At 71.3% G+C, this 20666-nt stretch carries 16 protein-coding genes; 9 read left to right on the top strand and 7 right to left on the bottom strand.

The features are described 5' to 3' along the window. From DEJ03_RS13710 to DEJ03_RS13680, 7 genes are all read left to right on the top strand, one after another. Complete coding sequence (locus DEJ03_RS13710) at nucleotides 1–966, top strand: carbohydrate ABC transporter permease (protein ID WP_110865017.1); 966 nt, start codon at nucleotides 1–3, stop codon at nucleotides 964–966. After that, complete coding sequence (locus DEJ03_RS13705; RefSeq protein WP_084740987.1) at nucleotides 959–1846, top strand: carbohydrate ABC transporter permease; 888 nt, start codon at nucleotides 959–961, stop codon at nucleotides 1844–1846. The genes DEJ03_RS13710 and DEJ03_RS13705 overlap by 8 nt, the downstream gene beginning before the upstream one ends. A gap of 32 nt (nucleotides 1847–1878) precedes the next feature. Further along, nucleotides 1879–2712: a ThuA domain-containing protein gene (locus DEJ03_RS13700; RefSeq protein WP_110865016.1), complete on the top strand. Its 834-nt coding sequence runs from the start codon at nucleotides 1879–1881 to the stop codon at nucleotides 2710–2712. Beyond that, nucleotides 2709–3812, top strand: coding sequence for a Gfo/Idh/MocA family protein (locus DEJ03_RS13695; RefSeq protein ID WP_071405201.1), 1104 nt, complete (start codon nucleotides 2709–2711; stop codon nucleotides 3810–3812). Before DEJ03_RS13700 ends, DEJ03_RS13695 begins: the two co-directional genes overlap by 4 nt. A gap of 181 nt (nucleotides 3813–3993) precedes the next feature. After that, on the top strand, nucleotides 3994–5367 hold the full coding sequence (locus DEJ03_RS13690) for an ATP-binding protein (RefSeq protein WP_110865015.1): 1374 nt from the start codon (nucleotides 3994–3996) through the stop codon (nucleotides 5365–5367). Next, complete coding sequence (locus DEJ03_RS13685) at nucleotides 5364–5987, top strand: response regulator transcription factor (RefSeq protein ID WP_110865014.1); 624 nt, start codon at nucleotides 5364–5366, stop codon at nucleotides 5985–5987. The genes DEJ03_RS13690 and DEJ03_RS13685 overlap by 4 nt, the downstream gene beginning before the upstream one ends. A 114-nt stretch (nucleotides 5988–6101) precedes the next feature. Further along, nucleotides 6102–6983, top strand: coding sequence for a hypothetical protein (locus DEJ03_RS13680; protein ID WP_110865013.1), 882 nt, complete (start codon nucleotides 6102–6104; stop codon nucleotides 6981–6983). A 154-nt stretch (nucleotides 6984–7137) separates the two neighbouring features. Here DEJ03_RS13680 and opgC read toward each other — a convergent pair whose 3' ends face one another. From opgC to DEJ03_RS13660, 4 genes are all read right to left on the bottom strand, one after another. Next, a complete protein-coding gene (gene opgC, locus DEJ03_RS13675) occupies nucleotides 7138–9627 on the bottom strand; it encodes an OpgC domain-containing protein (protein WP_146237733.1) in 2490 nt (829 codons plus the stop codon). After that, nucleotides 9624–10034: an ATP-binding protein gene (locus DEJ03_RS13670; RefSeq protein WP_110865011.1), complete on the bottom strand. Its 411-nt coding sequence runs from the start codon at nucleotides 10032–10034 to the stop codon at nucleotides 9624–9626. The genes opgC and DEJ03_RS13670 overlap by 4 nt, the downstream gene beginning before the upstream one ends. Then, nucleotides 10031–11986, bottom strand: a complete 1956-nt coding sequence (locus DEJ03_RS13665) for a glycosyltransferase (protein WP_258370828.1) — start codon at nucleotides 11984–11986, stop codon at nucleotides 10031–10033. Before DEJ03_RS13665 ends, DEJ03_RS13670 begins: the two co-directional genes overlap by 4 nt. 310 nt (nucleotides 11987–12296) lie before the next feature. Further along, a complete protein-coding gene (locus DEJ03_RS13660; RefSeq protein ID WP_110865010.1) occupies nucleotides 12297–13082 on the bottom strand; it encodes a TetR/AcrR family transcriptional regulator in 786 nt (261 codons plus the stop codon). Nucleotides 13083–13233: 151 nt separating this feature from the next. Between DEJ03_RS13660 and DEJ03_RS13655 the strand changes: the two genes are divergently transcribed. Continuing rightward, nucleotides 13234–14157, top strand: coding sequence for an NAD-dependent epimerase/dehydratase family protein (locus DEJ03_RS13655; protein ID WP_110865009.1), 924 nt, complete (start codon nucleotides 13234–13236; stop codon nucleotides 14155–14157). A gap of 98 nt (nucleotides 14158–14255) precedes the next feature. Here the strand turns inward: DEJ03_RS13655 and DEJ03_RS13650 are convergent, their stop codons facing one another. The 3 genes from DEJ03_RS13650 to DEJ03_RS18025 form a co-directional block, all read right to left on the bottom strand. Continuing rightward, nucleotides 14256–15590, bottom strand: a complete 1335-nt coding sequence (locus DEJ03_RS13650) for a fibronectin type III domain-containing protein (protein WP_181422724.1) — start codon at nucleotides 15588–15590, stop codon at nucleotides 14256–14258. Nucleotides 15591–15909: 319 nt separating this feature from the next. Beyond that, nucleotides 15910–17718, bottom strand: a complete 1809-nt coding sequence (locus DEJ03_RS13645) for a DEAD/DEAH box helicase (RefSeq protein ID WP_110865007.1) — start codon at nucleotides 17716–17718, stop codon at nucleotides 15910–15912. 91 nt (nucleotides 17719–17809) lie between these two features. After that, nucleotides 17810–18274: a MarR family winged helix-turn-helix transcriptional regulator gene (locus tag DEJ03_RS18025; RefSeq protein WP_163343313.1), complete on the bottom strand. Its 465-nt coding sequence runs from the start codon at nucleotides 18272–18274 to the stop codon at nucleotides 17810–17812. Nucleotides 18275–18370: 96 nt separating this feature from the next. On the opposite strand from DEJ03_RS18025, the gene DEJ03_RS13635 reads away from it, so the two are divergent. Next, on the top strand, nucleotides 18371–20620 hold the full coding sequence (locus DEJ03_RS13635) for an MDR family MFS transporter (RefSeq protein ID WP_258370824.1): 2250 nt from the start codon (nucleotides 18371–18373) through the stop codon (nucleotides 20618–20620). The last annotated feature ends 46 nt before the right edge of the window (nucleotides 20621–20666 follow it).

The following is a 20666-nucleotide window of genomic DNA, read 5'->3' as shown; positions in this document are numbered from 1 at the left end:
ATGACGAGCACCGCGACCCCCGTCGCCCCACGGCGGGCCGCCGGGAACGGAGCACCCGCTCCGTCCCGGCGGCCCCGCCCGGGCCGCTCGCTGCGCTTCGAACGGATCGCGCAGCTGCTGTTCCTGCTGCCGGCCGTCCTGTTCCTGCTGCTGTTCTTCGGCTACCCGGTGGTCAAGAACATCGTCATGAGCTTCCAGGCGTACACGACGTCGACGTTCTACACGGGCGAGGCGCCGTGGGTCGGCCTGGCGAACTACGCCTCGGTCGTGTCGTCCCAGCTGTTCGGCACGGCGATGCTCAACACGGCGCTGTTCACGATCGGGTCGATCGTCGGCCAGTTCGTCCTCGGCCTGCTGCTCGCCCTGTTCTTCCGACGGAACTTCCCGCTGTCCGGCCTCCTGCGCTCGCTGCTCCTGCTGCCCTGGCTGCTGCCGCTCATCGTCTCGAGCGCGGTCTGGAAGTGGATGCTCGACCAAGACTCGGGCGTCGTCAACCAGTTCCTCGGCACCTTCGGCGTCCCGTCGGTCCCGTGGCTGACGAGTCCCGCCGTGGCGCTCATCACCGTCATCGCGGTGAACATCTGGATCGGGATCCCGTTCAACACCACGATCCTGTACGGCGGTCTGCAGGACATCCCCACCGAGCTGTACGAGGCAGCGGCACTCGACGGCGCGACCGGGTGGAAGGCCTTCTGGGCGATCACCTGGCCGATGCTGCGACCCGTCGTGAGCGTCACGCTCGTGCTCGGCGTCGTCTACACGATCAAGGTGCTCGACATCATCCTCGGGTTGACGAACGGCGGGCCGGCGAACGCCACCCAGACCATCGCGACCCAGTCCTACGACCTGTCGTTCAAGCAGTTCGACTTCGGGCAGGGCGCCGCGCTGAGCAACATCCTCATCGTGATCTCCGCCCTGTTCGCGATCGTCTACCTCCGCCTCAACAGGAAGGCCGTCGATGACTGACGCAGCGTCCACCACCGACGCCCTCCGGACCCGCGCGGTGGTCACCCGCGGTGCCCGGCGGCCCGTCCGTCCCACGAGCGCGAAGCAGTGGGTGCTGTCCGGCGTCGGGATCCTGATCCTCGCCGTGATGCTGTTCCCCGTCTACTGGATGATCAACATCTCGCTGCAGCCGGCCGGCTCCGCGATCGAGGCCGCCTGGTTCCCGATCAACGCCCAGCTCGGCGGCTACGCGCAGGCCATCGCCGACCAGGGCGGCGCCCTGGTCACGAGCCTGGTGATCGCCCTGGGCAGCGTCGTCGTCAGCCTGCTCATCGCGACGCCGGCGTCCTACGCGCTCGCCCAGTTCAAGGTCAAGGGCATCAACGCGGTGCTGTTCGGCATCCTCATCTCGCAGATGATCCCGGGCATCGTCGTCGCGAACGCCCTGTACGCCGCGTACAACGACCTCGGCCTGCTCAACACCGTGCCCGGGCTGATCCTGGCCGACAGCACCGCGGGCGTGCCCTTCGCGATCCTGATCATGCGGGCGTTCATGCAGAACATCCCGCCGTCGATCATCGAGGCCGCCAAGGTCGACGGTGCCGGCAACTTCCGGGCCTTCCGCTCGGTCGTCGTGCCGATCAGCGCCAACGCCCTGATCACCGCCGGGCTGTTCACGTTCCTGTTCACCTGGAGCGACTTCCTGTTCGCCCTGACCCTCACCACCACCGAGGACGTCCGGCCGATCACCCTCGGCATCTACAACTACATCGGCACCTTCACCGCCGACTGGTCGACCGTCATGGCCGCCGCGGTGATGGCCTCGATCCCCGCCATCGTGCTGCTGCTCGTGGCGCAGAAGTTCATCGCCGCCGGGGCCACCGGCGGCGCAGTCAAGTGACCGGGTCTCACCACCCCCGAAAGGCACACACCATGACCACCACCCCGCTCCGCATCACCGTCTGGGGCGAGAACGTCCACGAACAGGTCGAGCAGCACGTCGCCGAGCGGTACCCCGACGGCATGCACGGCGCGATCGCGGACGGCATCCGCGAGCACCTGCCCGAGGCCGTCGTCCGGACCGCCACCATGCAGGAGCCCGAGCACGGCCTCACCGACGAGGTCCTCGCGAACACCGACGTCCTCACCTGGTGGGGGCACGCCGCACACCAGGACGTCGACGACGCCGTGGTCGACCGGGTGCACAAGCACGTGCTCTCCGGCATGGGGCTGCTCGTCCTGCACTCCGGCCACTGGTCGAAGATCTTCGGCAAGCTGATGGGCACCACCTGCACCCTCCGCTGGCGCAGCGAGCACGACCAGGAGCTCGTCTGGACCGTCAACCCGCAGCACCCGATCACCCGCGGGGTGCCGAACCCGATCGTCATCCCCGAGCAGGAGATGTACGGCGAGTACTTCGACGTCCCGACGCCCGACGAGCTCGTGTTCATCTCGGGCTTCACGGGCGGCGAGGTGTTCCGGAGCGGCATGACCTACCGCCGCGGCCTCGGGAAGATCTTCTACTTCTCCCCCGGTGACCAGGACTTCCCCGTCTACCACCACCCGGACGTCCGCCGCGTGATCGCGAACGGTGCCGAGTGGGCGCGGCCCGAGCGGGAGCGGGAGATCCCGACGCTCCGCCGCTACGACCTGGGCGAGTACTTCGACGGGCAGCACTACCGCGGCCCGTTCGACGACGCGGAGCCCGACGACGCCGAGCCCGAGACCGCCGAGCCCGTGGCCGAGCGCGACGGGGCACAGGCGTGAGCCCCCTCCGCGTCCTGCAGGTCGGCGCCGGCGGGATGGGGCGGGCCTGGCTCGCCACCGTCGCCGCCGACCCCGAGGTCGAGCTGGTCGGCATCGTCGACCTCGACCTCGACGCCGCCCGCGCCGGGGCCGAGCACGCCGGCGACCCGTCGATCCCGGTCGGCACGGACCTGACCGTGCTGGCCGCCGAGACCGGTGCCGAGGCCGTCCTCGACATCACCGTGCCGGTCGCGCACCACCCGGTCACCCTGCAGGCGCTCCGTGCCGGGCTCCCCGTGCTCGGCGAGAAGCCGGCAGCGCAGACCGTCGCCGAAGCGCTGTCGCTCGCCGCCGCCGCCGAGGCCACGGGCAAGCTGTTCATGGTGTCGCAGTCCCGCCGGTACAACGACCAGCTCGTCGCGTTCCGGCAGCACGTCCGCGACCTCGGTGCCGTGGGCGGGCTGAGCACCCGGTTCGCGAAGGCGCCGCACTTCGGTGGGTTCCGCGAGGAGATGGACGACGTCCTGCTGCTCGACATGGCCATCCACGCCTTCGACTCCGCCCGGTACGTGCTCGAACGCGACCCGGTGTCGGTGTACTGCGAGTCGTGGAACCCGTCGTGGTCCTGGTACCGGGGCGACGCGGCCGCCGCAGCCGTCTTCACGTTCGAGGACGACGTCCGCTACGTCTACGACGGCTCGTGGTGCGCGCCGGGTGCCGAGACCTCGTGGAACGGCGACTGGCGTGCCTCCGGAGCGGCCGGCACGGCGCTCTGGGACGGCGACCACGACCCGTCGAGCGACCTCGACGGCACCCCCGGTTCCCCTGCCGCTGCGCCGTCGGTCGGGCACGAGATCGCCGGGTCGCTGGCGTCCTTCGTCCGGGCGGTCCGCTCCGGCGAGGTGCCGGACGGCGAGGTGCACGGCAACGTGATGAGCCTCACGATGGTCGACGCAGCCATCACCTCGGCCCGCAGCGGCCGCCGGGTCGTCATCGACGAGGTGCTCGAACAGGCGCACCGGGACGCCCTGGCCGCCGAGCAGGACGACGCGATCCGCGACCGCCTGGCCGGGTGGGAGTCGGTCCGCGGCGCCCTGCGCGAGCGGCTGCCCGCTTCGTGAGCAGGAACGGTCGGGTCGCGCACCGCGACCCGACCGTTCCTGCTCACCATGTGCGGTACGACGCACCCCGAGCAGGCCTGGAGGCCCGTGGCGACGCCGCCACGGGCCTCCAGGCCTGCGTTCTGCGGCGATCCGGGCCCCACGCGCGCCCGGTGGGGACGCCGCCGGTTACGGTGTCCGGGTGCACGGACAACGGTCGTCGGACAGTGACACGGCGGCAGAGCCGGTCGTGCTCGTCGCGGCCGACCCGCGCCGGAGGACCGGCCGGACGCCCTGGCGGCTCGTCCTGGTCGGCGTCGTGCTCGCCGCGGTCGTCGGCGGCGCCGCGGTCGCGACCGCCGGCACCCTGGTGGCGCAACGCATCGCGGAGTCGTTCGCCGTCCGTGACGCGACCAGCGACACCGCGGCGCTCGCACGGGTCGTGGTCGAACCCGCACTGCTCGACGCGGTCGCCGACCCGTCCCGCTCCGCCGTCGACCGGGCTGCCGCACGGACGCGCCTGGACGACGCGGTGGCCGGTGAGCTGCGCGCCGGGTCGGCGGTCCGGATGAAGCTCTGGGCGGCCGACGGCACGGTGCTCTGGTCGGACGAACGTCGACTGGTCGGCGAGCGCTTCCCGCTGTCCGACGAGGACCAGGAGGCGCTGGAGTCGGACCGCTCCGACGCCGAGGTGTCCGACCTGACCGAGCCGGAGAACCGCTACGAGCGCGGGCACGGGCCGCTGCTCGAGGCGTACCAGGCGGTGCACACGCCGTCCGGCGAGGCGCTGCTGTTCGAGGCGTACCAGCCGTACGACCAGGTGCTCGCGCGCGCCGCGGACCTGCGACGGTCGTTCGCCGTCCTGGCGTTCGGCACGGTGGCGGTGGTGCTCGCGCTCCTGGTGCCGCTGCTGCTCGGGTTGCTGCTGCGGATCCGTTCCGGGCAGCGCCTGCGGGAGCGGCTGCTCGGTCGCGCGCTCGACGCCGAGGCCGCGGAACGCCGACGGATGGCCGCCGAGCTGCACGACGGACCGGTGCAGGACGTCGCCGGACTCGCACTGTCCCTCGGTGCCGATCCCGCCACGCGTGACGCCGCCGCCGTGCTCCGGGGTGCGGTGTCGTCGCTGCGGACCTCGATGGCGACGATCCGGCCGGCGGCTCCGACGCCCGAGGGACTCGGTGCCGCCCTCGACGACGCCTGTGCCCGCGCGCGTGCAGCGGGGCTCGCGACCACCGTGCGGGTGCCGGACGCCGTCGACGCGTCCCCCGCCGCGCTGCTCGCGGTCGTCCGGTTCGTCCGCGAGGCCGTCTGGAACGCCGTCAAGCACGCCGGCGCAGGCCGGGTCGAGGTCACGGTCACGCAGGCCGTCGGCTCGGTCCGGGTGGTCGTGCACGACGACGGGGCGGGCTTCGACCCCGCCGTGGTCGTCGAGGGCGGCCGCACCGGACACCTCGGCACGACCCTGCTGCGCGAGGTCGCCGAGGACACCGGCGGGTCCCTGCTGCTCCGGACCGCTCCGGGTGCCGGCACCACCTGGGACCTCGGGGTCCCCGTCGACGCGGAGGCCCTGCGGTGAGGGTCCTGCTGGTCGACGACCACGCGCTGGTCCGGAGCGGGCTGCGCGCGGTGCTCGCGACGACCGACGACTGCGAGGTCGTCGGCGAGGCGGCCACCGGCGAAGCGGCGGTGGCGCTCGTGCCGACGCTGCGGCCCGACGTCGTCGTGATGGACCTGTCGATGCCCGGTGCCGGCGGTGTGGAGGCGACCCGGCGGGTGCGGACCCTGCTGCCGTCGGTCCGGGTCCTCGTGCTCACGACGTTCTCCGACGACCAGCGGGTCCGGGCCGCCCTGGCCGCGGGTGCCACCGGGTACCTGCTGAAGGACGCCGCGCCCGACGACGTGGTCGAGGCGGTCCGTGCCGCAGCGCGCGACGAGACGCCGATCGACCCCCGGGTGGCCCGGGCGCTCCTGCCCGGAGCAGCCGCCGGCGCCGCCGCGGACCGGGGCCCGGAGCTCCCGCCCCGGGAACGGGACGTGCTCGTCCGCATCGCCCGCGGCATGTCGAACCGGCAGATCGGCACGGAACTCGGCATCGCGGAGCGGACCGTGAAGGTGCACGTCGGGTCGCTGTTCCGGCGGATCGGCGTCGCCGACCGGACGAGCGCCGCACTCTGGGCCCGCGACCACGGCTGGTGACCGTGCCCTGCTGCACGCTGCTGCCGGGGTACTAGTACCAAGGTCCGATGGTGCGGAGTGGGGCTGGCGGCGACGATCGTCGTACCGGCCAGACAGGCCCACCAGGAGGCACCCATGCACACCCAGCGCTCACGCCGACGCGGTACCGGCATCGCCGCCGCGATCGCCCTCGGCACCGTCGTCGCCGCTGCCCTCGTCGGGGTCTCCCCCGCGAACGCGTCCGGCAAGACCTCGACCGGCGGTGACTACGCCGTCACCGTGAACGGGGTCACGACGAACCCCGCCCAGGGCAAGGAGCTGAAGATCCGGGACGTCGCGGTCGCCGGCACGATCGCGGTCCGGGGCAAGCACAACGGCTTCGACATCCGGATCGCCGACCTCGGCGTGTACGACTACACGCTGACCGGCGCCGCGGACACGCAGCGCATGGTGACGAAGCCGACCGTGGTGTTCGCGTCGAAGGTCCCGTCGCTCACCGCCGCGCAGCTCGCCAGCACGAAGCTCTCGTCGCTCGAGGTCAAGGACGACACCCTCGTCGCGATCTTCTCGACGGGGGCCGGGAAGCTCAAGGTCCAGGCGAAGGACGGCGCCCAGGGCGGCATCTTCCAGATGGAGACCGAGTTCGCGGGGCCGGTGACGTTCACCCACACCCTCGGGGCGGGCCTGTTCTACTTCACGAACCCGTACACGGGCAAGATCAACTTCGGCGACGGCATGGCCGCGGTGTCCGCGGGCAGCGGTGCCCACCAGATGCTCCTCGGCAAGGACAGCCCGCAGGTCGCCACGAAGACCTCGCAGACCACGACGACGACCACGTGGACGGTCCAGCCCGGCGGGCGTCTGGGCGGGGTACTCGGCGAGGACGCCGTCGAACTGTCGCAGGGTGCGACGAACTGCACCAGCGACTGCCAGGCGCAGAACCAGATCCGCGGGTCGCTCCCGGTCCCGCCGGACCCCGTGGACCCGACACCGCTGAGCGTCACGCGGATCGCGTGAGCGCATGACGGACAGGAGGCCCGTGGCGACGCCGCCACGGGCCTCCTGTCCGTCTGCCCTCGCTTCGTGAGCAGGAATGGTCGGGTCCGCACGTCGGACCCGACCATTCCTGCTCACCATGTGCTGCGCGCTGCGCGGCGCCGCGCGCACCCGCTCAGCGCGGGATGACGGAGAACAGGAACTTCTTGCGGACCATGTACCAGGCCAGCAGGATCAGCGCCGTGTGCACCACGAACCCGATCCAGAAGTCGCCCCACGGCACACCGGGGATCGAGGCGATCGCCAGGGCGAAGAACACCTGCCAGACGAACACGTACAGGCTCGCCTGCCCGAGCGGGATCCAGAGCCAGCCGATGGCGGCGGCGATGGGCTTCCAGAACACCGTGAGGATCGCGTAGGACACGATCGCGAAGAACGCGATGTCCACCAGGCGACCCCACTGCAGGTCCACCCGCTGGTACGCCGTGTTGTACAGGGACTCGTACATCGTCGCCGGGAACGGCACCGGGGTGAACCCGAAGTGGTCGCCGGCCCACACGTAGACCAGGAACGCCGCGTACCCGGCGACGGCGACGCCGACCAGGACCTTGCCGAGACGCCCGGTGAGCGCGCCGACGATCTGCCGCCGGTAGTACCCGAGCACGAGCCCGTGGGTGAACACGACCTGCCAGGTGAACAGGGGGAACACCGCCTCGAACTGGGAGTTCAGCGGACGGAAGTCGGGGTTGAGCGCCTGGAACACGTACAGCGCCCAGCTGGCGGCGAGCAGTGCCCACCAGAACCCGCGGCGGATCACCCAGATGAACGCCGGGATGAACAGGCTCAGCACCACGAACAAGCCCATGATGTTGAACGGCCACGGCCCCATCTCGAGCAGCAGGAACTGCCGGATCGCGTACCAGGGCGGCGGGTAGGCGAGCAGCTGCATCGCGTTCGGGTACAGGTCGTAGACCCGGCCCTCGGCGTCGACACCGCCGGTGCCCGTGCCGCGGTCGGTGAACGTGGTGATGGCATCGGTGTTCAGGAACGGGACGAAGCTCAGCGCGAAGACCACCAGGATCACCACGAGCGTGACGACGTACTGCTTGCGCGCGCGCTTCCACGCCCCGACGGCCGCCGCCCACTCGCCGAACTTCTTCACGGCGAACGGGTACGTCATGCCGAGGACCATGCCGGACAGGAACACGAACATCTCGGCGCCGGTGATCGCGCCGACGGCATGCAGCGTGAGGTACGAGTACGGCCCGCCGATCTCGATGTGGGTGATCACCACGGCGAGGATGATGAACCCGCGGAACAGGTCGAGCCGCAGGTCACGGCCGGGCTTGCCGTCGTCGGGGTAGCGCCAGCTCGGCAGGAGCCGGCCGAACACCCCGCTCAGCAGGAACACGATCGCCAGGCCGGCGGCCAGCCAGACGATCCATGCCATCTGCTCGCCGCCGGTCTCGTACTCCTGGGAGATCGCGGCGTTGCCCTGCTGCACGGTCACGCGGTCGGTGACCGGACCGAAGGCGAAGTCACCGGACCGCTCGAGGTCGGCGCGGAAGGACCCCGCGACGCCCGGGTCCGCGGTGAGTCGCCAGTCGGCCACGCGGTTGCCGGCCTCGGGCTCGCGTCGCTCCGCCTCGAGCACGGTCATGCCCCGGATCAGCGGACGCTCCTGCACCGCGGCGAGCACCTGCCGCCACCAGCTCCGCTTGACCTGGAGCTCGGCGTCGCCCTGCAGCTCGCGGTTGTACAGGGCGCCGGTGTCGAGGAGCATCGGGCGGTCGTCGGCGGCCGCGAACCGGTCGTAGAACGTGCCCGACTGGGGCTGGTCGTACCCCCAGTCCTCGTCGAACCGGGCCTCGACCTCGCCGCTGCGGGTGAGCGGCACGGCGCGGCCGGCGGCCTCGGTCGGGTCGCCCTTGCCGTACGAGAACATCGAGAGCCCGACCCAGTCGACGGCCTCGGCTCCCGGCCAGTACGGCCCGTACGGGTCGTCGGCGGCGGTGAGCTGTCCGTCGCCGTTCGTGTCCGCCTTCGCGACGTCGACCGGGGACAGGTTCCGCAGCCGCCCGGCGGACTCGCCGAACGGGTAGCCGGCACCGTAGGACGGGGACCACACCATGAGCGCGTCCGACGTGCCCGCGTGCACGGTCGTGCCGAGCGCCCGGAACGCCCGGACGAACTCGGTCGGCTGCTGGCCCCAGCGGACCCACGTGCCGTTCATCTGCGGTGCGAACCGGACGAGCACCTGGGTGTCGTACTGGTCGTGCAGGTCCTCGAACACGGTGTTGACGGCACGGGTGTCCGCGGTGTCGAGCGACCGCAGTTCACGGTCGGGTTCGAGGCTCACGACGAGCACCGCACCCTGGGTCGCAGCCGCACGCGCTGAGCGGAGGAGCTCCTGCTTCGCCGTGCGGTCGAGCGGGTAGTCGACGGAGACCCCGTACATCGACGGCGTCGCGCCGAGCCGCCCCTCGTACCCCTCGGGCGAATCGCTGGCCCAGTCGAGGTCGGGGCCGAACCACGTCGACCCCTCGGCCGGCTGCACGGCGGCCGCCGGGTGCACGGACGCAGCCGACGCCGGCAGCGCACCACCGAGCAGAAGCGTGGCGATCGTGACGAGGAGGGCGACCGCGCGGGCCACCGGCTGCTTCACCGGTCGCACGCAAGCGTCCAGACGTTGTGGCCGGGCTCGTGCCGGTGCTCCAACCGGTCGAGCGCCGCGATGGCGAGTGCGAGACCGCGCCCGCTCTCCTGTTCGACGTCGGCCATGGTGACGGCACTCAGGTCGATGTCGACGGGCATCCCGTTGTCGGTCAGCACCGCGGTCAGGGCCCGGTCGGTGGCCTCGAGGTGCACGGTGTACCGGCGCCCGGTCCCCCGGTCGGCGCGGACGGTGTGCTCGACGATGTTCGCGGCGACCTCGGCCAACGCGGTCTCGAGTGCGAACCGGAGCCGCACGTCGTCGATGCCCAGGCCGTCCCACCACGCGGCGAAGCGGTCCTGCACCTCGTCGAGGGAGTCGGGCGTCGCGGCGACCTCGAACGTGGTCTCGGTGCTCACAGGGGTCCTCCGGCGGTGCTCGACTCGTGTTCGGACTGGGCTGGGGTGGCAGGCCCGCGGTACCGGACGGCCCGGATCACGATGCTGAAGATGAACAGGTCGAAGACGACCCACGCGGTGTTCACGAGCGGTGCGATCCCCTCGGCCTGGCCGGTCAGGTAGCGGATGCCGATCATGATCAGGGCGGCGACCAGGGCACCCATGGCGTACAGCTGCGGCTTGACCAGGTCCCACCGCGGCTTCTGCTCGGTCTCGTCGCGCACCTTCGGGGTGACGCGGAACCCGAGCGGCTTGCCCCGGTAGACGTTCTGGAACGCGCTGGTCACCGACTCGATCCAGACCGGGAACAGGGCGAGCGAGTACTGCTGCCCGCGCCAGGTCGGTCTGCCGGCGGCCACCACCCAGAACAGCAGCTGGTTGCACACCAGGAACGGGATGAGCCGGGCGAAGAAGTCGACGCTGTAGGCCTGCACCGGGATGACCCCGAACGACAGGCAGAGCACCGGGGCGGCGATGTAGACGATCGCGGCGAACCCCGACAGGTAGCTCCACATCGTCGAGAAGTACATGAGCCGCTGCCCCCACGACAGCCCCTTCTGCACCAGGGGGTTCTCGCGGAAGAACACCTGCATGGTGCCCTGCGCCCAGCGGAGTCGCTGCACGAGCATCGTCGGCAGGTCCTCGGGGGCCAGCCCCTTCGCCAGGATCTCGTCGTGGTACGCCGACTTCCAGCCGAGGCCGTGCAGGCGCATCGCCGTGGCCATGTCCTCGGTCACCGAGATCGTCGCCAGCGGCATGATCGGCTGCGCCTCGTCGTCGCGGTTGACGTCGAGGGCACGGGCGAGCACCGCGATGGACTCGATGGCGGCGACCGGTGAAGCCTCGCGCCGGCCGAGCACGTCGAGCGCGGCGTCGTCGAGACCGGCGAAGGTGTTGGCGTCGGTCGACATCGCCGCGAGCTCCTGCAGGTCGTTCCGCACGGACTCGAGGTCGGCGGCGGCGAACCGGAAGGCGATGGCGTCGATCCCCCGCTGGAACCCGTACGTCACGTCACCGAGGGGTTCACCGGCGCGGACCTGTTCGCGCGCCTGGTCCACCACGGCCTCGGCGTCGTCGAGGGCGGCGAGCACGCGCGGGTCGGTCTCGGTCTCACGGGAGCGGGCGAGGAGCTTGCGCGAGGTGGCGAGGGTGCGCTGCACGGACGCCTCGACCTCGGCCACGTAGCGCGAGATGCCGAGCTGCATGAGCGCTTCGCGTCGCAGGATGGCGTTCGACCCGCAGAAGAACGCGGCGTTCCAGCCGTCCTTCGACTGCTGGATCGGACCGTAGAACAGCGGCGCCTGGCTGCCGAGGGGGTCGTCGTCCGGCACGTTCTCGAACCACTGTGGCGTCTGCACGAGCGCCATCTTCGGGTCCTTGAAGTAGCCGAGGGTGCGGTCGAGGATCGCCGGGTCGGGCACCTGGTCGGCGTCGAGGATGAGCAGGAACTCGCCCTGGGTCGCGAGCAGGGCGTTGTTGAGGTTGCCGGCCTTGGCGTGCCGGGGTCGGTCCACCCAGTCGGCACCGCGGGTGATGACGCCGATGCCGAGCGCGTCGGCCGCCGCACGCATCTCGGGGCGGTTGCCGTCGTCGAGGATCCAGGTGGTGTGCGGGTGCGTGATCGCCTTCGCGGCCCGGGCGGTGCGCTCGACCAGGTCGATGGGCTCGTTGTAGGTCGTGATGAAGACGTCGACGGTGACGTCGGTGGACGGCTTCGCCGGTGGTTCGCCGCGCTCCCGGAGCCGCCAGGCCCCGAGGGCGAAGAGCAGGGAGTCGATGACGCTGTAGGTCTCGGCGAGGATCAGCGGCACCGCGATCCACCACGAGTGCCAGTTCACCGAGGCCGCCCAGCGCCACACGATGTAGTTGACCCCGGCGAGGGACGCCAGGAGCGCCACCGTCCGCACGGCCACCAGGCGTCGGCGGGCGGTGCCGGTGCTCAGGCGGCGGCGGTCCTGTCGGCTGACGTCGAGCGCGGTCACCGGGTCTCCCCGTCCGCGGCGTCGCCGGACGTGCTGCGTCGCAAGCGTTCCTCCTGATCCCCGCGCGGGCCCCGGCCGCGTCGCACACGCCCGAGTGTGGTTCCGTCCGGCAGCTGACCCGGAGGGCACCGTGCCGGTCGTCCGCTCCGGTCATCGGGCACGACCTCGGCGTGACGACCTGTCTACCGCACGGGCGGGGCCTGTGTCAGGCTGCGCACCCGATCTGGGGACAGCACGCGCGTCAGAACGTGGCGGTGAACCCCAGGTCATCCGCCAGGCGCACGATGACCTGGTCGAAGTAGGCGGCCGGGTCGGACACGGAACCGACGAAGTGCCCGAAGAGCTCGAACGAGATCGTCCCGAACACCGTCGTCCAGGCCATCAGGGTGCGGACCAGGACCTCGTCGGGCAGGGTGATGCCGAACGAGCGCAGGGTGGCGACCCCGTCCGCGACGGCGGGACCGGCCACCCCGGGAGCCGCCGTGGGCGCGGTGGGTGATCCGGGCCTCCCGGCCGCCCCCGGCGTCGACGTGACGGACGAGCCCGCCGCACCGGACGCACCGGACGCACCGGGCGCATCGGACATACCGGAGCCGATGGCGTCCGCTACCACGCGCACCAGCGCCAGCGCCGTCCGCGACGCGGGCACGACGGTCTCGCGCGGCGCCGCGTAGCCCGGCACAGGCGAGCCGAACAGCAGCGCGAAGTCCCCCGGGTGCGCGATCGACCAGTCGCGGATCGCCCGGCACATCGCGACCCAGCGCGTACCGGGAGCCGGTCCGGCCGCGGCACCGGCGGCCTCGACCGCGGTGCCGAGTTCGTCGTAGTCGGTGATGAGCAGGGCCGTCAGCAGGTCGTCGCGGCTCGGGAAGTACCGGTACACGGCCGACGAGACCATCCCGACGTCACGGGCGACGGCACGCAGGCTGAGGGCGGCCGGACCCTCGTCGGTCAGGCGGGTGCGTGCCGCGGCCAGGATGTCCGCGGTGACCGTCTGCCGTGCCAGTGCTCGGGCGGTGGGTGCCATCCCACGATCCTGGCACGAGAGAGCAGCGCACACAAAGGAGAGCACTGCTCTTGCTTTCGCGTCGACGAACTGCCATGCTCGATTCCGAGAGCAGTGCTCTCGCAAGGACCAACAAACGACCAACAAGCGATCAACCAGGAAGCAGGAGACCATGCCCCACCACCTCATCGTCGGCGCCGGCCCCGTCGGCCGGCACGTCGCGGAGTTGTTGACCGTCCGGGGTGACCGCGTCACCGTCGTCTCCCGCTCCGGTCGCAGCACGGGCATCGTCGGTGTCGAGCACCTCGCGCTCGACGCCTCCGATGCCGATGCCCTCTCCCGCGCCACCGAGGGAGCAGCCACCCTCTACAACTGCGCGAACCCCGGCGACTACACGCAGTGGGAGCGCACCTGGCCCCCGCTCGCCGCAGCACTGCTCACCGCGGCCGAACGCACCGGGGCGACCTACGCCATCACCGGGAACCTGTACCCGTACGGCCCGGTCGACGGGCCGATGCACGAGGGACTGCCGGACGCCGCCACAGACCACAAGGGGGTGCTCCGGGCGACGCTGTGGACGGATGCCCTCGCCGCGCACGACGCCGGCCGTGTCCGGGCCGTCGAGGTCCGCGCCTCGGACTACCTCGGTCCCGGGATCGGCGCGAACGGGCACGTCACGCGCGTGCTGCCGGCGGCGCTGCGCGGACGGGCGGTGTCGATGGTCGGTCGCACGGACCTGCCGCACACCTTCACGGACGTGCTCGACGTCGCTCGGACCCTCGTCGCCGCTGCCGAGGACCAGGGCGCGCACGGCCGCACGTGGATGGTGCCGAGCAACGCGCCGCGGACGCAGCGGCAGGCGCTCACCGACGTCCTCGCGGCGGCGGGGAAGCCCGCGGTGCCGGTGCGGCGGATGCCCGCGGCACTGTTCCGCGTCGGCGGGCTCGTGTCGCCGATGCTCCGCGAGCTGGCCGAGATGTCCTACCAGTGGACCGCGCCGTACGTGGTCGACGACCGCGAGACCCGGGCGCACTTCGGCATCGAACCGACCCCGTGGGACGAGGTGTGCCGCCGGACGGCCGCCGGCGCGGCCTGAACCACCGCCGCCGACACCGCCGCCACCCGCTGCCACCACACACGGAAGGGGGTGGGACGCGCCGTTGCGTCCCACCCCCTTCCGCCTCGCACCGCCGGTCAGATCACCAGCAGCCTCGAGTACTGCGCCGCGTCGAGCTGCTGCGCAGCTCCACCCGCGGCGGGGACCTTCCACAGCCCGACCGAGGGGCCGCTGTCGATGGAGACGAACACGTCCCCGTCGGCCGAGACGGCACCGAGGTGCTCGCCACCCGACCCGGCAGTCAGCCCGGTCACCGGCACGGTCGACGTCCCGCCGATGCCCACCACGAGCTTGTCCGGGATGCCGCGGTCGATCGTGCACCCGCCCGGCCGGTACTCCGACGGGGCGGGGCAGAACTGCGCCGACTGCAGGAGCGAGAAGCCGTCGGCGTTCGCGGCGGCGTACTCGAACGCGTACCGTGGTTCGATCTTCGTCAGTTGGGTCGCCCCGGGCTTGAGCTGGTACCAGACCCACGACCCGGCGCCACCGGTCGATCGGATGTCGACGTAGACGTTGCCGTGCGAGTCCGCGAGCACGCCGGCGGGGTAGCCGACGATCGTGCCGGTCGGCCCGATGAACGTGCGGGGCGCGATGCCGGTGCCCTTGACGTACGGCTGGCTGACGGTTCCGCCGAGCACGACGACCTTGCCGTCCGGGGTGACGGTCCAGAAACGCTGATCGCTCCCGACGGCCTTGCCACCCAGGTCCAGCACGACCTTCGGGGTCGAGGCGCCGACGGACAGCTTCTGCACCGCACCGGTCACCGAGTCCACCCAGTACAGGTTGCCCTCGGCGTCGGAGCGCAGGTCCGGGGTCAGGTGCAGGCCGGACGCGATGATCGAGACCCCGCTGCCGTCGGCCGGGTCCCGCAGGATCTCGGTGCCGTCCGCCGACGGGGTGAACACGTCACCGTCGGCGTTCGCGGTGAAGCCTTCGCCGTCCGTCGCGACGACGGTCTCCGCACCGCTGCCGGAGTCCGCGAACCGCACGACGTCACCGTTGCCGTCGAGCGCGAACAGCGACTGCGTCGTCTCCGGCTCGGGCACCGACGGTGACGTCCAGCGCAGCGTGATCGTGCGTCCGGTCCCCCGGTGTCCGAGGGCACGCACCGAGAACCGGTACGTGGTCGCGGGCGAGAGCTCGTCGAAGCGGTCGGAGCGGGCGCGCGGGTGGAGTCGGTCGACCTGACGGTCGTGCCGGTTCGCGACGGCGGCGACCGCGACCTTCCAGCCGGTCACCTTCGCGCCGTGCTTCGGGCCACGCCACGTCAGCGTGGCACTGTCCGCGTCGCCGGTGACGCGGACGGCGGTCGGTGCGCCCGGCACCGACGGAGAGGTGTGCGCCGTCGCCGGCACCGCACCTCCGAAGACGAGCGCCGCGGCGGCGACCGCGGTGATGAGTGCTCGGTACACGATGGTTCCCCTGCCTTCCCCGCGGCTCCCTGCGTCACGGCTCCACGTATCACAGCACCGCGCTGACCCCAGGGGAACGCTTGCGGGTCGGATCTGCGGTTCCCCGCACCGCAAGATGCCGCATGGCCGGACCGGCAGACGCCGTCGTGTTCCCGAGACGCCGCCGAATCCGACGGCGTCTCGCCGACTCGGCGGCGTGGAGCCGACACGACGGCGTCTCGCGGGCACGGGACCCGCACCGACGACGGACGGGAGGCCCGGTGCCAGCTGGCACCGGGCCTCCCGTCAGAAGGGGGTCGCGTCTCGGACGCGGCGCGTCTCAGTAGCGCGGCTTGCGCTCCGGACGGTCGTCGCGGTCGTCGCGGCGGCCACCACCACGGCGGTCCGCACGGATCTCGATGAGCTTGCCGCTGATCCGGGTGTCGGTCAGTCGGTCGAGCACACCGGGGTCCATGTCGGCCGGCAGTTCGACGATCGAGAAGTCCGGACGGATCTGGATCGCACCGAAGTCGTCGCGGCGCAGGCCACCCTCGTTCGCGAGTGCACCGACGATCTGGCGCGGCTCGACGCGGTGACGACGGCCGACCTCGATGCGGTACGGGGACATCGGCTGCGAACGGCGCGGGCCACGGTCACCACGGTCACCACGGTCGCGGTCGCCACCACGGTCGCCGCGGTCGTTGCGGCCGCCACGGTCGTCGCGGGCACCACGGTCGTCGCGCTCGCTGCGACGGGCGTCGCGCTCCATCTGGCTGCGGAGGGCGTCGTCGGCTGCGGTGAGGAGCAGCGGCGAGTCGCCCTGCGCCACGACGGCCAGGGCCGCGGCGACGTCGTCCGAGGGGACGTCGTGGTGCTCGACGTAGTGCGCGATGACGTCGCGGAAGGCGGCGATCCGGCCCTGGTCCTCGAGCGCCGCGGTGATGGCGTCGTCGAAGCGGGTCAGGCGCGTCTCGTTGACGTCGTCGATGGTCGGCAGCTGCATCTGCGTGAGCGGCTGCTTGGTGTGGCGCTCGATCGCGGACAGCAGGCGACGCTCACGCGGGGTGACGAAGCTGATCGAGTCACCCGAGCGACCGGCGCGGCCGGTACGACCGATGCGGTGCACGTAGGACTCGATGTCGACCGGGATGTCGAAGTTCACGACGTGCGTGATGCGGTCGACGTCGAGGCCACGGGCGGCGACGTCGGTGGCGACCAGGATGTCGAGCTTGCCCGACTTCAGCTGGTTGACCGTGCGCTCACGCTGGGCCTGGGCGACGTCACCGCTGATCGCGGCGGCGGCGTACCCGCGGGCACGGAGCTTCTCGGCCAGGGTCTCGGTCTCGCTCTTGGTGCGGACGAAGATGATCATGCCCTCGAAGTCCTCGACCTCGAGGATGCGGGTCAGAGCATCGACCTTCTGCGGGTACGAGACCATCAGGTAGCGCTGCGTGATGTTCGCGGCGGTCTTCGTCTTGGTCTTGACGGTGATCTCGGCCGGGTCGGTCAGGTACTGCTGCGAGATGCGGCGGATCTGCGCGGGCATGGTCGCCGAGAAGAGCGCGACCTGCTTGTCGTCCGGGGTGTCGGCGAGGATCGTCTCGACGTCCTCGGCGAAGCCCATCTTGAGCATCTCGTCGGCCTCGTCGAGCACCAGGTACTTCAGCTCGGACAGGTCGAGCGTGCCCTTTGCCAGGTGGTCCATGATGCGACCGGGGGTGCCGACGATGACGTCGACGCCGCGGCGCAGGGCGGAGAGCTGCACGCCGTACGCCTGGCCGCCGTAGACCGGCAGGACGTGGACGTTCTTCATGTGGGACGCGAACTGCTCGAACGCCTCGCACACCTGCAGGGCGAGCTCGCGCGTCGGGGACAGCACGAGCGCCTGCGGCTTCTTGCTGCCGGACTCCATGCGGGACAGGATCGGCAGCGCGAAGGCCGCGGTCTTGCCGGTACCGGTCTGTGCCAGGCCGACGACGTCGCGCCCGGCGAGGAGGGTGGGGATGGTGGCTTCCTGGATGGCGGAAGGGGTCTCGTAACCGATGTCCTTGACGGCCTTGAGCACAGCGTCGCTCAGGCCGAGATCGGCGAACGTCACCACGGGCCCGTCGTCGAGGGTCTCAGTGGTGGGGGTGGTGTCCGTGCTCATACCACCAACGGTATCTCGAATGCGCGCTCCGCAGGGACGGGAGGCCCGTGGCGGCGCCGCCACGGGCCTCCCGTCCGCCGTGTTGGTCACGTCAGGAGCGCGTGGTGCCGATCCCCAGGACCGCGTCCGCCCGGTCGTTCAGTCGCGTCAGCATCTCGGCGAGCGAGCGCAGCTCGTCCGAGGCGAACTCCTCCGTCAGGTCGTCGAACACCTCGGCGCCGGCGGCGTCCAGCTCGTCGAGCAGCCGTCGGCCGGCGGGCGCGAGCGTGACGAGCGTGGCGCGGCCGTCCGCGGGGTCCGGCGATCCGATCAGGTGCTCGGCCTCGATCAGCGAGGCGACCCGGCGGCTGATCACCGGGCGCGACAACCCCGTCGCGTCGGCGATCGCGGTCGCCCGGACCGGCCCGTGCCCGGCGACGGCTCGCAGGATCACGCGGGCCGTCGGGTCGAGGCCGCCCCGGGACTCGATGAGCGAGGAGCGCAGGGTCTGCCGGACCCACAGCCGGTCGAGCTGGGATCGCAGGAGTCGCTCGGCGGCACGCCGGTCGTCGGTCACGCGCTCAGCGTAGCGGGCACATTTAGTTGCTTGCCGGAAGCAACAGATGTATCGTTGCGCGGTCTGCAAAGTTTCACAGCCAGAAAAAGGAGTTCGATGACCGCCACCGCACCCGTCCCGGTGCAGCACGGTCGGCACACCGCCGAGGCCCCCGCGGCCTCCGGAGGCGCCGGCCAGCAGCCGCTGATGACCCACCGTCAGATCCTCCTGGTGATCTACGGCCTGATGGCGGGCATGTTCCTGTCCTCGCTCGGCCAGACGGTGTTCGGCACGGCGATCCGCACGATCGGCGACGACCTGCACGGGCTCGACCAGCAGGCCTGGGTGACGACCGCGTACCTCATCACCTCGACGATCGCGACGCCGATCTACGGCAAGCTCTCCGACATCTTCGGCCGCCGCCCGCTGTACATCTTCGGCATCGTCGTCTTCATCCTCGGCGCCGTCCTGTCGTCGATGTCCACCTCGATGCTCATGCTCGCCGCCTTCCGTGCGGTGCAGGGCATCGGTGCCGGTGCGCTGATGTCGCTGCCGCTCGCGATCATGGGCGACATCCTGGCCCCGCGTGAGCGCGCGAAGTACCAGGGGTACTTCCTCGCCGTGTTCGGCATCTCGTCCGTGATCGGCCCGCTCATCGGTGGTCTGCTCGCCGGTTCCTCCGAGATCCTGTGGATCACGGGCTGGCGCTGGGTGCTCCTGATCAACGTGCCGATCGGTGTCGCGGCGCTCCTCATGGTCATCGTGTTCCTGCACCTGCCGAAGGTGCACGGCGCCGGCGACGCGAAGCCGAAGGTCGACTGGTGGGGCGCGACCGCCGTCATCGTCACCCTCGTGCCGCTCCTGCTCGTCGCCGAACAGGGCCGCATCTGGGGCTGGGGCTCCCCCGCCGCCATCGCCTGCTACGTCGTCGGTGTCGTCGGCCTGATCGGTCTGCTGCTCATCGAGTCGAAGATGGGCGACGCGGCGATCATCCCGCTCAAGCTGTTCCGCTCGGGCACGTTCTCGATGGCGACCGTCATCGGGTTCCTGGTCGGCTTCGCGATGTTCGGCGCGATGCTCACGATCCCGCTCTACCTGCAGATCGTCGTCGGGCTCACCCCGACCGAGTCCGGTTTCGCCACGCTGCCCCTGGTCGGCGGCCTGATGATCGCCTCGATCACGAGCGGTCAGATCGTCGCCCGCGTCGGCCGGTACCGGATCTTCCCGGTCATCGGCACCGCGCTCGTCTCCGCCGGCTACGTCGTCCTGACCTTCATGTCGATCGACAAGCCGCTCTGGTTCCTGATGATCGGCATGTTCCTCATCGGTCTCGGCCTCGGCTCGGTCATGCAGTCGCTGACCCTGGCGTCGCAGGGCTCCGTCGAGGCCCGTGACATGGGCGTCGCCACGTCGTCCGCCACGTTCTTCCGCCAGATCGGTGGCACGCTCGGCACCGCCGTGCTGCTGTCCATCCTGTTCTCGGTGATGCCGGCGAACATCCTGACCGCGACCGCGAACCAGAAGGACCTCGGTCCGGCACTCGACGCCGCGCTCAACCCGACCGTCGCCAGCGCGAAGGCGAACCAGGGCGCCATGGACAAGATCTGGACGCCCGTCGTCACCCCGCTGACGAAGACCGTGCAGTCGCAGCTCGACGCAGCCTCGGCCAAGGCGAAGCAGGCCGCCGACGCCGCGGTCACCGAGCAGGTCACCGCGGCCGTGCAGCAGCAGGTCACCGCCGGTGCCGTGCCCGCAGCAGCCGCGCAGACCGTCATCGACCAGCAGGTCGCCGCGGCCACGCCGGCCGCCGAGCAGTCCGCACTCGAGCAGGTCGCCGACCAGGCGCACGCCAGCGTGCAGGGCGACACCGTGTCCGTCGACTGGGCGGACGCCGACCAGCGCTCCTACTGGGTCGACGAGCTCACCCCGGAGCTGGCGAAGAAGATCGACGACGGCAACACCACGAGCGACAGCGCCACCAGCACGAACGACACCTCGTTCCTGACCGGTGCCGACAGCCGCCTGACCCGGCCGTTCATGGCGGGCTTCAACGCCTCGTCCGTGACGATCTACTGGGTCGGTCTCGGCGTCATCCTGCTCGCGTTCGTGCTGACCTGGTTCTTCCGGGTGCCGCCGCTGCGCCAGCGTTCCGCGCTGCAGGAGCAGGCCGACATGTCCGCCGAGGCGCAGCTCGAGGCCGAGGCGGGCGCCGCCGCAGCCGAGGCCGGCTCGTTCACCGGACCGATGACCGGGTCCGTGCCGACCGGGTCCGTGCCGACCGGTTCGGGTTCGACCGGCTCGGGTTCGACCGGCTCGGGTTCGACCGGCTCGGGTTCGACCGGATCCACGCCGACGCACCGTCGGTGACCGACCGGGGCGTCCGTCCGTGCCCCCTTTCCGGGCGGGCGCCCCT

The sequence above is a fragment of the Curtobacterium sp. MCLR17_043 genome, from assembly GCF_003224215.1.
Lineage (GTDB): Bacteria > Actinomycetota > Actinomycetes > Actinomycetales > Microbacteriaceae > Curtobacterium > Curtobacterium flaccumfaciens.
This window is presented reverse-complemented; position numbering and strand designations above follow the sequence as displayed.

Bases quoted from the DNA above. Each gene is read 5' to 3' on its own strand.
- DEJ03_RS13705 (WP_084740987.1), top strand. From the start codon at position 959: ATGACTGACGCAGCGTCCACCACCGACGCCCTCCGGACCCGCGCGGTG.
- DEJ03_RS13635 (WP_258370824.1), top strand. From the start codon at position 18,371: ATGACCGCCACCGCACCCGTCCCGGTGCAGCACGGTCGGCACACCGCC.
- DEJ03_RS13645 (WP_110865007.1), bottom strand. From the start codon at position 17,718: ATGAGCACGGACACCACCCCCACCACTGAGACCCTCGACGACGGGCCC.
- DEJ03_RS13710 (WP_110865017.1), top strand. From the start codon at position 1: ATGACGAGCACCGCGACCCCCGTCGCCCCACGGCGGGCCGCCGGGAAC.
- DEJ03_RS13680 (WP_110865013.1), top strand. From the start codon at position 6,102: ATGCACACCCAGCGCTCACGCCGACGCGGTACCGGCATCGCCGCCGCG.
- DEJ03_RS13700 (WP_110865016.1), top strand. From the start codon at position 1,879: ATGACCACCACCCCGCTCCGCATCACCGTCTGGGGCGAGAACGTCCAC.
- DEJ03_RS13660 (WP_110865010.1), bottom strand. From the start codon at position 13,082: ATGGCACCCACCGCCCGAGCACTGGCACGGCAGACGGTCACCGCGGAC.
- DEJ03_RS13655 (WP_110865009.1), top strand. From the start codon at position 13,234: ATGCCCCACCACCTCATCGTCGGCGCCGGCCCCGTCGGCCGGCACGTC.